Source organism: Halomonas garicola (genome assembly GCF_031935715.1).
In the GTDB taxonomy this organism is placed as follows: Bacteria; Pseudomonadota; Gammaproteobacteria; order Pseudomonadales; family Halomonadaceae; genus Vreelandella; species Vreelandella garicola.
The window spans coordinates 29,561-39,335 of record NZ_JASSZF010000018.1 but is presented as its reverse complement, the minus strand read 5'-3'; the positions used below and the strand labels follow the sequence as shown (position 1 = coordinate 39,335).

The window sequence follows — 9,775 nt, the reverse complement described above, 5'->3', positions numbered from 1 at the left end:
ACAACCGCTTACGCGGTAATTCCGGTGATCTTGACTTCAGTGTACCACTGGCGATGGCCCTGGCGGGTCATGCTGTGCTTGCGGCGGCGAAACTTGATGATCTTGATCTTGTCGCCACGGCCGTGATCGACAATCTCTGCCGCCACCTTGGCACCGCTGAGCAGCGGCGCGCCAATCTGGACGTCATCACCGTCGGCCACCAGCATCACTTCGTCAAACTCGATGGTTTCGCCGGTAGGGATTTCCAGCTTCTCAAGCTTGAGCGTCTGGCCTTCCTGAACGCGGTACTGTTTGCCACCGCTTTTGATTACTGCGTACATGTCTTTCTCCGAAACGGATTCTAGTGGCGGCGCCCGGCGCCGCCTTGCTCATCGCGCCTGGCTCTTGTTCGATACGCGCACAATCGACCTGCGGCGAGTGGCGCCCCTTTTGGCAACCATCTGACAGGGAGCATGACAAGCGGCCGCGTATTATAGCGACCCCCGCGCGGGCGCACAACCGCCGATTAAAATCAACCGCGGCGGGCCGTTACCTTGACGACCACCCGGCGCCCCCATAGCATAAGCGGCGTTATCAAGCTTTGGCCCCCGGCGTGTGCCTGCTCATTAGCTTCGTGTTGTCACCGGCATGATTCGCGCGCGTCTGCCTCCACCTCTGCCGCGATGAATGGATCCCATGACCACCGAGACTCCCGCTTCCACGCCTGCCAGTTCATCGCCGCTGCACGCCGCGGTGGCCGATGACTTTGCCGCGGTCAACCGCACCATCATCGAGCAGCTGAGCTCCCGGGTGCCGCTGGTCGAAGCCATCAGCGGCTACATCATCGAAAGCGGCGGCAAGCGCCTGCGCCCGCTGCTGGTGCTGCTGGCCGCGCGCTCGCTGGGCTACGGTAGCAAACAGCACGGCGGCGACAAGCACGTGACCCTTGCCACGCTGATCGAGTTCATGCACACCTCGACGCTTCTGCACGACGACGTGGTGGACGAGTCGCACCTGCGCCGGGGCAAGCAGACCGCCAACGACGCCTGGGGCAACGCACCCTCGGTGCTGGTGGGGGACTTTCTCTACTCGCGCTCGTTCCAGATGATGGTCGACGTGGGCTCCATGCGCATCATGGAAATCCTCTCCGCCGCTACCTGCATCATCGCCGAAGGCGAGGTCCGCCAGCTGACCAACATCGGCAACCCCTCGGTGAGCGAGGACGACTACTTCGCCACCATCCAGGGCAAGACCGCCCAGCTGTTCGAAGCCGCCTCGCAGACCGGCGCCATCATCGCCGAGGCCACCCCGGAGCAGGAAGAAGCGCTCAAGCTCTACGGCCGTTACCTGGGCCTTGCCTTCCAGCTGGTGGACGACCTGCTCGACTACCAGGGCGACGCCGACGCCATGGGCAAGAACGTCGGCGACGATCTCGCCGAGGGCAAGCCCACCCTGCCGCTGTTGCGCGCCATGGAAAAGGGCACCCCGGAGCAGGCCAAGCTCATCCGCCAGGCGATTCGCAAGGGCGGGCTCGACCAGCTCGACGCCGTGCTCGAGATCGTACGCGCCACCGGCGCGCTGGACTACACCCGGGAGCGCGCCGAAGCGATGGCCGAAAAGGCCCTGGCCCAGCTGGCCGCCCTGCCGGAAAGCGAGTTCCGCGACACCATGGAAACGCTCGCCCGCGCCGCCATAGAGCGCAAGGCCTGACCGCCGCCTTCCATACCGCGCGGCCAGAAAAAGCTTGAAACGCCGCCGCAAGCGGCGTATGATCTGCCACCAGTTGACGGCCCACGGCCGACAGCGCTTCGGAATATAGCTCAGCTTGGTAGAGCGCTGCCTTCGGGAGGCAGAGGTCGTAGGTTCGAATCCTGCTATTCCGACCAAACATTTCAATGACTTAGGCCATTCTCTCTTGTCGCACCTGAGTCTAACGTGACCAAAACGTGACTTAAGACCCTCGGAAAATCCGGGGGTTTTTTGTTTCTGCATCCTCCTTTTCATCCAATCGGGCAACGGCAGAACGTATATTCTCCGGTGCCAAATGCGCGTAGCGCTCGGTCATCGTGATGCTAGAGTGACCTAGCAGATCTCGCACTTCTGCCAACGGCACTCCTGACGTAACCAGCCAAGCTGCGCAGGTGTGGCGCATGTCGTGGACACGAAAATCCTGAATACCGGCTTTACGGCATACGGTAGCCCAGGTCTTTTTGATGTCCGCGATACGCTGACCGTTCTGGTTGCAAAATACCCATGGCGTATCCGCACAGTACCGCATGCGAAACTGCAACAGCGACAGCATCGCTTGCCGTGCAGCATTGTTCATCGGCACGCTGCGCCGGCGCTTGGCCTTGGTATGCTCGGCCTCCAGATGAATAAGCTGCGCCTTTAGATCAACACGCTCCCACTCCAGGCCAAGCAGCTCACCACGTCGGCACCCCGTATTCAGCGCCAAGGCAATAAAAGGCTCAAGATAGTGGGGCCTTTCGGGATCGCGGGCAGCAGCCAGCAAGCGCCCCGCCTCTTTCCGCGTGATCCACCTTATACGGCCTTCGGGTTCCTTGAGTCGCCGCTTCTCGCATGGGTTCGGTACTTCCCAGTCCCACTCCTTGCGTGCATGGTTCAACGCGGCGGACATCAACCCGATTTCACGGTTGATCGTCCCGGCGCTCACGCCTTCCTTACGGCGACCGACGATATAATCCCGGATATCGCGTGCCGTCAGCTGCTGCAAATCACACCCCGTAAATACGGGATACAGCTTCTTCAAGCTCCAAGTGTGCCGCTCCGTCGCTCGCCCCATGTTGTCCAGCTCATCCAGATAGGCCAGCATCAGCTCATCGAACGTGCGCGACGGCTGCTCATCCCACTGCTTCTCCATGTGAGATTCCAGGCGCCACTTGCTCAGCAGCGCCTCGGCCTCTTTCCGGCCGGCTGCCGATTTTTTGATGCCAGTCGAGCACCTAACTCGCTTGCCGCGTGCGTCGATGTACGAGGCCCAATAGCACGAGGAGTCCTCACGTTCATAGATGCCGTCTTTACCACGGCTAATTTTGCGCTTCGGCATTTGTTACCTCCTTGCGCACCCAGTCCCGTGCCGCTGTCATTATGCTCAGGTGCCATCTGGCGTGCTACCCAGGCATTGGCTACTGCTACGGGCACGGTGATGCGTCGGCCAACGTGTACGGCGTCCAACTCGCCGCGCTCGATCATCCTGCGAACCGTGCGTGGCGACACGCCACCCAAGCGGCGCGCCGTCTCGTCCAGGCTCAATAGAATCTCGTCTGCCATGACTGCATCCTCTTATCGAATAGCCAGCCGCGTCCCTGCGGTCAGCGTGGCCCCGGGCACCGCCTCACCGGCCTTCAATGCCGCCTTGATCGCGTTGCGGTCCACTTTGATCGTCGTCACCTCCTGCTTGAACCGATCCGGCAGCGACTGCTCGTCTTCCACGGCTACCGCCGGCGGGTTGTTCTGGATCTTCAGCTCAAACCACGGCGACTCGATCCTGCTGATGCCTGCCGCCTCCATGTTGTCGTGCAAATAGTCGCGCAGGCTCGCGGCGCGGTTCTCGATTGCCCGGCGGCGCTTCGCCATCTTCGCTTCGGCCTCCTTGATCGCCTCAGCCGTGGCTTTCAGGTGCTGCATGAAAGCCGCGACGTTGGTGGCTTTCTCCTGCAGCTGGCCTTCCAGCCCTTCCAGCGTGTCGGCGACGGCCTCGGCCGGCAGATCAAGCTCGGGATCGGTCAGGGTTTCCAGCGCTTCCAAGTAATCGGCGCGGATATCGTAAAGTGTGGGCAGTGCCATGTTGCTCTCCTGGCCCCGGCAGCGCCGGGGCGGCTGAGTATTAATAGCGGGGATTCTGGTTGAACTGCTGCGGCGGCATCTGCCCGCTGTAGGGCGCTTGGCCGGCTTGCGGCTGCTGATAGCCCTGCGGCTGGCCCTGGTCGCGCGGGAACATGCTGACCCAGCCATCCCAGTCCTGACCGACCGGCACGCAGTCGAGCTTGATAGATAGCCCGCCGTCATCGTGCTGAAACGCGGTACCGATGCGCTGCCAGCGGTTCTTCATTTGCCCGGTCTGTCGATCCTGGTATTCGCCGGTTTTAACGCTGAGGTCGTGGGTTGCTTGTGCCATGTCGAAGCTCCTTTCGCGGTTGGCGTATCAAGTGCGGCCTGCCGGCCTCCAGCACCAGATAACAGCGGTGCCGGGCTGCCAGCCGCACCGCGGCTGACAGCTTTTTCTCGGGATTAAGATGAATCAATGGGTGGCCCACTGGGTTAAGCGCTTGTCCAGCTGCCGGTACATTTCCGGCGTCAGCTCCGTAAAGCTGCTGATTTGGCCGTGACTGGCACGCTGCAACCAGCTCTTCACGCGCTCACGGTCAAGCTGCAGCTCGGCAATACGCGCTTCTAAGCGTTTGTGCTGCGCTTCCGTGATGCATTTTTGCGACGGTGCTGCCGCCTGGTGCGCCGCTGGTGTTGGATTTTTCGCCGCACCTTGGTGCGCGTTGCCGGCCGCTTTTTCCACGTTTTGCCCATGTGCCATGTCCTCCAAATCTTGCGTAAACACCTCACTTAGCCCCGCCATTCGCAGGGTCGCGTCAATGTGTGCCGATTTCGCGGCCATCTTGAGCGCCTTGTTCAAGTCGTTCCCGTCCTGCTTGAGACTGCGCGCGCCCACGCCATCGGCAACGACGTTGCCGGCGGCATCTTGGATCTCACAGCGCAGAATGACGTGAACCAGGGCCACGCCGTGAAGCGCGGCCTGCTCGTAGTCGCCAAGCGTCGGGTAGTGAATCGTCACGCCGAGCATGCCGCAGATTTTTTCAGCGCCGGGCTTCCAGAGTGACGGCTTCGACGGCCCGCGCCGCGTTGGGATGCGGCCAAAATCGACGTTTTCGATCAGCGCCGAGCGTACCCACTCCATAAGCGCCCGGCGGTTCTCGCCGCGACGATCCAGCCCGGCCTTGAACATTTCAGCCGGCAGATCCAGCGGCGACGCGGCGGCAGTGGCGACGACGGCCGCTTGCGCAGCGGCCGCCTGCGGTTGCGCGGTGTGCTCAATGACTTCATTCGACATGGTGCTGCCCTCCCTGGCGAAACGCCTGACTCCATTCGCGTTCGATACGGTCGGCTTCGCGGCAGTAACGCTGCGCCGCCAGGCCGATCAGCTTTTCGGGCCGGAATACGCCTTCTTCACGCCAGTCTTGGCGCGCTTGCCATTCCGGTGATACGTGTCTAATATCCATGATGTGATCCTCGCACTGGGTCATACCCGGCCCGTAGCCAGCCCCTACACTGACCACGGGCCACTCTCACGCAAGCCTGCTGCTACGTTGACTCTCCAGCTGCGTGACCTCGCCTTCCATCTGACTGATTCGCGCCAAGTCCTGGCTATACGCGCCGTGATCCGCATACGGCAAAAGCGCTTGCGTCTCGCTGATTGCCGCTTTTAGCCCCTTGATTTGCCGCTCCTCGGCTTCTCCGGGCAGCTCTAGCGCCTCCCGAGTATCGGCAAACAACGTGTGGCTAATTTCATCCTCAGCGATCCAGATTTGCAGCTTGCGCGTGTAATAAATCCTTCCGTCATCCATATGGTGTTTCCGTATGGCTTCGGGCACGACTTTTTTCACGCGGTGAAAATTGCTTTGAATATTCATTTCCAGACTCCTTCTAGTGGGTAGTAGCCCCTTCGGGGCGCATGGCGTGGCCGTCCAGCCAGCACAGCAATATGCGTAAATGCTCCGGCGTTGCAGGTTCCTGTGATTGCCCAAGTGCGATTTCGCGCGCCTGGGCTACAAGCGCCGGCTCATACTGCGCGACGCTTTGGCGTACTCGGCTGGCAGCTACACTGCCCCGCTCCAAGCCAGACATAAAACACCTCCAAATTCCGTATGTGAGTGCAGTTACAGGCCCCGGTTTTTCCCTTTATCGCGCCCGAACCGACCGGGTAAAAAAACGCGGAGAGATAATCACTACGTTGTGTAATATATTACTCTCGTTAGTAATATTAGCCTATGCAGGGCCATCTGCCAGGCATTTATGCCCTTTTTGCATACCGTTTTCGCATAGTTAAATGTCTTTTTATTATGATAAAAACGATTCAAGCCTATGTTTTTATTGATTATTTTTGGAAATAAAAACGGTCGCTTTGCGCGACCGTTGATAGTTTCTAAAAGATTAGCCAGCTTAATGCTTGACGCAGCTGAGATGCCGACCAGCCGGGCGGCACGGCAACTTTCAACTCGATGTTGGCACCGGTGCGCTTGCCTGGCCGTGGCCAGCACTGCCAACCCTGGCGGCGCAGCACCCAGCTAGCCGCCAGCGCCGCCGCTTTTGACCGGAGCGGCACGCACACGCAAGCCGGCGCAGGATTTAAGCCGCGCCGTGCCATGCGCTGTGACCACACCCAACCACGCGGCCCCTGCTGCTGAACCACGCCGCCACCGTAGGCAAAACCACCCGACTGAAACGACATAAAGCACCCCCTCGAAAAGCCAATTTACTGTATATAAGTATAGTAAAATTACCGATTTTTTCGAATAAAACAATGCCTTGGGAATGCACTAGAGTTTGGGCGCAGGACAAGCGGCAAATCGCGGGGGCCCCGCGCGGCGGTTTGCGTGGGGTTCCGATTTGCCGCTTGCCGGCGCTGAGCACCGAATGCTGACCCCGGCCAGGGCCGGCCGCGGGGGTTTGCGGACCGGCCCCTGGCTGCCCGCTGGCGAGGCAGGGTTTGACCTTCTCGATGAGGCCACGTAGGCACGGTCATCTGCTGCGGCGGGAAAAGGCAGCCGGGGCAAATAAAAGCGGCGCTTGCGCCGGCATCTTTGAAGGGGTTGGGTTCAAGGGGCGGGCGAAGCCTGCCCCATCAGGGCGGTGAGGGACGAGCCGGCACGTATTAGCGCGCGGAGCGCAAGAGTGCCAGGGATGCAGAAGGCGCGTAAGCGACCGGCTTTGCCGGTTGAAGCGAAGCGGAACCTGTAGCAGCCCGACCGCGAGCGAAGCTGGCGGGGGCACACGGGTGGTCGTTAAACCTCCCGCACCTATTCATGCGGCCCGCTGATTTCCGGCAGGCGGGTGAGCGGCCCCGTAAAAGCGATAGTCGCCTTATCAAGAATGGCGTCTGTCCCACGCTGGAGCCCTTCATCATCGCCGTCGTTTTCCACCATCATGTCGATCAGCTCGCAGGCAATGACAGCAAGCGCATCGCGCACGACATTGTGCTTGTATTTGAGGTCATCGACACCGTAGGTAATCGCCAGCGCACAGAAAATGCCTTCCCGGGAAGCCCAGTCCGGCACACGCTGGTAGCCTCTGGCAACACCGGAGAATATCCCAGCCACACGATCAATCAGCAATGATGCCTCATGCTCAGTTGAGCAATCGGTGAAGTCGGCCAAAAAGCGTCCGAGGATGCGCCGCACCACCTCCGTAGAGGCCAGATCCCTGTTGTCTTCTCCGGGGCCGGCGAGTCTCCGGTAGCTCGCTGACGCGCCTTTTCGTTCCTGATTGCTGTCCATGCCTACCTTTCCTCTTATTGGTTGAAATCTTGTACTTTCGCTGGAGATTCTTTGCAGAAAAGCGCATCCAGTGCGCCCTCGTGTCACGGTCGGCTGCTACCTTTACTCTTACGCACGCTCAACACCTACCGTCCTCTCGGCTCCCACCTCGTAGCCGCTGACCAGCACGTAGCGGCTACCGGGACGCTGCTCCGCCCACTTGCCGCGATAAAAGCGCTTGTCGCGCAGCTGCCGCCAGTAGGGAGCGACGGTGCGCGGCGCGGCCATGGCCGCCGTCAGCTCGCGGTCGGCTCGATCAGCGCTAACCTGGGCAAACGGCACGCCGCTTCTCGCCGCGGGGTGCTTGTTCTTCATCCACTCGGGTATGCCGGCCGTCTGCGCTTCGGGGTAGGCCGACAGGTACATGCCCAGCGACAGCACATAGCGCACCACGGCGCGTAATACCTGCCCTTCCTCATCGTCCATCATTCGCGCGTAGTCGCCGGCGTGATCGACCGCCTCACGGTTGATAAAGCCGCTGATCTGGCTTGGGGTAAAGGCACCGCGAAGCATGGTGGGATTGGTGCTGGTATTGGTATCCAGCGGATTGTGAATCGCCACCACCAGCCACGGCTCCCCCAGCTCCTTCATCTCCATCAGGTTCGGGCTACCGTGAGCACGCAGTAACGCTTCATAGCGGGCCGGCAGCGTGGTCGAATCCACCCACGCCACCAGCGCCCCTTCGACGGGATGCCCGTTAAAGGTCTGCCCGGTGGGAAACGATACCGTGCTGAACTCCCAGGGCCACGCCCAGGCATCCCCTTGTACTCGGCTCAACTGCACCGACTGCAGCCACTGAGACAGCGCAGGCTCGGGCACCACCACATGACCCTCACGCGCGTGGTGCCATTCGAGCATCAAGATTTCGCCGTTGATCGAGCTGATAACACGCTCATCGTGCAGCATCTGGACCAACACTTCGCGCTCTGTTGCTGCCTTTTTCGGCAGGCCAAGCATTTTCACCACCGAGCGCACGTAGCGGCGGGTAAAGCTGGGATAATGGCGGTAAGCGGATTGCGTCATACGTCATCCATGAGTCGCGGCGGCAATTCAAGCAGCATGCCACGAAGCGCAAAAATTGGCATCAGAGCAGCCGCCGGCTTCGCCGGGGGCGGTGGGAGTGACGGCACGGCAGCGGCCATGCGCACGGTGGCGGCGCTTTGCGCGGCCACTTCCACTGAGCCAGCGCCGTGCTGTTGGCATGCGCGGCTGGCCGGGGGTTTGGCGAGCCCGCATGACAACGGCGCAAGCGAGCTACGGGGCCACACTCGCTACGCGCACGATGCCAGCGTCGTGCCGGCCGGGCAGCCGCCAGGCGGCGGTATGCGTGGCGCTGCCCGAGACGGCGCGAGCGGTGAAGTCCGGCACGGGGCAGCATGGCGTCAGCCGTGCGGGCCGGGGTCAAGCCGACGCGGCAGCGTGGGCGCGGTGGATGGCACTGCACGATGCGGGCTGCACCTGACTCTTTCTGAGCAGCTTCGCTTCTCCTTCGCCCGGGGGCGGCGACTCACGCCGCGCAGGCGATGCCAGTCAGGCTCGATCTCAAGCACCGGCGCGTCGATCTCCACGGGGCTGTCGCCGTACACCAGCACCAAGCGCGGCTGAAGCCGCTCGCACATGGCCTCAACGCCGGCACGGTAACGCTCCACCACATGCGCCCGGCGGGCATCCGGCACGCCGATACTCACGATCTGGCCGGGCGGGATGCCGTCGAAACAGTAGGCAAAGCTCGCCTCGTCGCACCAGTTCACCGTGGGTATCACGCGCAGACCCTGGCTCTGCCACCAGCGGCCCAGCCATCGGCTGCGGTAGGTATTCCACTGATTCACCACGGCGGGCCACTGCGGGTAAAGGCTGAAGTCCGGCGTCAGCGCGGCCCAGTAGCGGCGCAGGTGATTCGCCGCGGCGTTGGGCCGGTTCCAGGCCGTCTCGAAGCGGTAGTCATCAAGGTAGAAATGGCAGACATCGCGCAGCTCGAAACTGCGTTTGCTGCGGTACGGCAGCAGCCGAAATGCGGGTGGCAGCTCGGTGAAGTCTTGGGGAAGAATGTCGGGAACCCCCAACGGCGATGCGCTGGGGAATATCTCGCGGGTGCCGGTGGTGTCCCAGCCGCCGGGCTTGCACGTCCACTCGGGCGGCTGGGTGAATGAGCGCGGCACGGGCGCTACGCTTTGGGCTTGGCGTCGTTGCCGCGCCCGCCGTCAAAGTGGGTCATGGCGTTTCTCCTTGTC

At 61.7% G+C, this 9,775-nt stretch carries 11 protein-coding genes, 1 tRNA gene and 1 pseudogene; 2 read left to right on the top strand and 11 right to left on the bottom strand.

Features of this window, described 5'->3' with window-relative positions; genetic code table 11:
- Nucleotides 1–8: 8 nt before the first annotated feature.
- Nucleotides 9–320, bottom strand: a complete 312-nt coding sequence (gene rplU, locus RS027_RS08165; protein WP_311955903.1) for a 50S ribosomal protein L21 — start codon at nt 318–320, stop codon at nt 9–11.
- Nucleotides 321–675: 355 nt separating this feature from the next.
- Between rplU and ispB the strand changes: the two genes are divergently transcribed.
- Entirely contained in the window at nt 676–1,689 is a 1,014-nt protein-coding gene (gene ispB, locus RS027_RS08160; RefSeq protein WP_311955901.1) for an octaprenyl diphosphate synthase, read from the top strand.
- Nucleotides 1,690–1,788: 99 nt separating this feature from the next.
- Nucleotides 1,789–1,865: transfer RNA gene (locus tag RS027_RS08155), tRNA-Pro, on the top strand.
- A gap of 65 nt (nt 1,866–1,930) precedes the next feature.
- On the opposite strand, the gene RS027_RS08150 is transcribed toward RS027_RS08155, so the two are convergent.
- The 10 genes and pseudogenes from RS027_RS08150 to RS027_RS08110 all read right to left on the bottom strand — a co-directional run bounded on the left by RS027_RS08150 (nt 1,931) and on the right by RS027_RS08110 (nt 9,703).
- The gene (locus RS027_RS08150) at nt 1,931–3,046 is read right to left on the bottom strand and encodes a tyrosine-type recombinase/integrase (RefSeq protein ID WP_311955899.1); all 1,116 of its coding nucleotides are present in this window, start codon (nt 3,044–3,046) and stop codon (nt 1,931–1,933) included.
- A 68-nt stretch (nt 3,047–3,114) separates the two neighbouring features.
- Nucleotides 3,115–3,270 (bottom strand): annotated as a pseudogene (locus tag RS027_RS13510) (helix-turn-helix domain-containing protein); the annotation flags it as partial.
- 12 nt (nt 3,271–3,282) lie between these two features.
- Nucleotides 3,283–3,786, bottom strand: coding sequence for a siphovirus Gp157 family protein (locus RS027_RS08145; RefSeq protein ID WP_311955897.1), 504 nt, complete (start codon nt 3,784–3,786; stop codon nt 3,283–3,285).
- 40 nt (nt 3,787–3,826) lie between these two features.
- Nucleotides 3,827–4,117 carry a hypothetical protein gene (locus tag RS027_RS08140; protein ID WP_311955896.1) on the bottom strand — a complete coding sequence of 97 codons (291 nt, stop codon included), beginning with the start codon at nt 4,115–4,117 and terminating at the stop codon, nt 3,827–3,829.
- A 123-nt stretch (nt 4,118–4,240) separates the two neighbouring features.
- A complete protein-coding gene (locus RS027_RS08135; RefSeq protein ID WP_311955890.1) occupies nt 4,241–5,062 on the bottom strand; it encodes a hypothetical protein in 822 nt (273 codons plus the stop codon).
- Entirely contained in the window at nt 5,052–5,231 is a 180-nt protein-coding gene (locus RS027_RS08130) for a hypothetical protein (protein ID WP_311955888.1), read from the bottom strand. Before RS027_RS08130 ends, RS027_RS08135 begins: the two co-directional genes overlap by 11 nt.
- A gap of 66 nt (nt 5,232–5,297) precedes the next feature.
- The gene (locus RS027_RS08125) at nt 5,298–5,642 is read right to left on the bottom strand and encodes a hypothetical protein (RefSeq protein WP_311955885.1); all 345 of its coding nucleotides are present in this window, start codon (nt 5,640–5,642) and stop codon (nt 5,298–5,300) included.
- Between the two features lie 1,386 nt (nt 5,643–7,028).
- Nucleotides 7,029–7,505, bottom strand: a complete 477-nt coding sequence (locus RS027_RS08120; protein WP_311955882.1) for a hypothetical protein — start codon at nt 7,503–7,505, stop codon at nt 7,029–7,031.
- Between the two features lie 108 nt (nt 7,506–7,613).
- The gene (locus tag RS027_RS08115) at nt 7,614–8,567 is read right to left on the bottom strand and encodes a hypothetical protein (RefSeq protein ID WP_311955880.1); all 954 of its coding nucleotides are present in this window, start codon (nt 8,565–8,567) and stop codon (nt 7,614–7,616) included.
- A 359-nt stretch (nt 8,568–8,926) separates the two neighbouring features.
- The gene (locus tag RS027_RS08110) at nt 8,927–9,703 is read right to left on the bottom strand and encodes a DUF4417 domain-containing protein (RefSeq protein WP_311955879.1); all 777 of its coding nucleotides are present in this window, start codon (nt 9,701–9,703) and stop codon (nt 8,927–8,929) included.
- Nucleotides 9,704–9,775: the final 72 nt, after the last annotated feature.

Coding starts and splice junctions, on each gene's coding strand:
- ispB (WP_311955901.1), top strand. CDS start 676: ATGACCACCGAGACTCCCGCTTCCACGCCTGCCAGTTCATCGCCGCTG.
- RS027_RS08145 (WP_311955897.1), bottom strand. CDS start 3,786: ATGGCACTGCCCACACTTTACGATATCCGCGCCGATTACTTGGAAGCG.
- RS027_RS08115 (WP_311955880.1), bottom strand. CDS start 8,567: ATGACGCAATCCGCTTACCGCCATTATCCCAGCTTTACCCGCCGCTAC.
- rplU (WP_311955903.1), bottom strand. CDS start 320: ATGTACGCAGTAATCAAAAGCGGTGGCAAACAGTACCGCGTTCAGGAA.
- RS027_RS08125 (WP_311955885.1), bottom strand. CDS start 5,642: ATGAATATTCAAAGCAATTTTCACCGCGTGAAAAAAGTCGTGCCCGAA.
- RS027_RS08135 (WP_311955890.1), bottom strand. CDS start 5,062: ATGTCGAATGAAGTCATTGAGCACACCGCGCAACCGCAGGCGGCCGCT.
- RS027_RS08140 (WP_311955896.1), bottom strand. CDS start 4,117: ATGGCACAAGCAACCCACGACCTCAGCGTTAAAACCGGCGAATACCAG.
- RS027_RS08130 (WP_311955888.1), bottom strand. CDS start 5,231: ATGGATATTAGACACGTATCACCGGAATGGCAAGCGCGCCAAGACTGG.
- RS027_RS08150 (WP_311955899.1), bottom strand. CDS start 3,046: ATGCCGAAGCGCAAAATTAGCCGTGGTAAAGACGGCATCTATGAACGT.
- RS027_RS08120 (WP_311955882.1), bottom strand. CDS start 7,505: ATGGACAGCAATCAGGAACGAAAAGGCGCGTCAGCGAGCTACCGGAGA.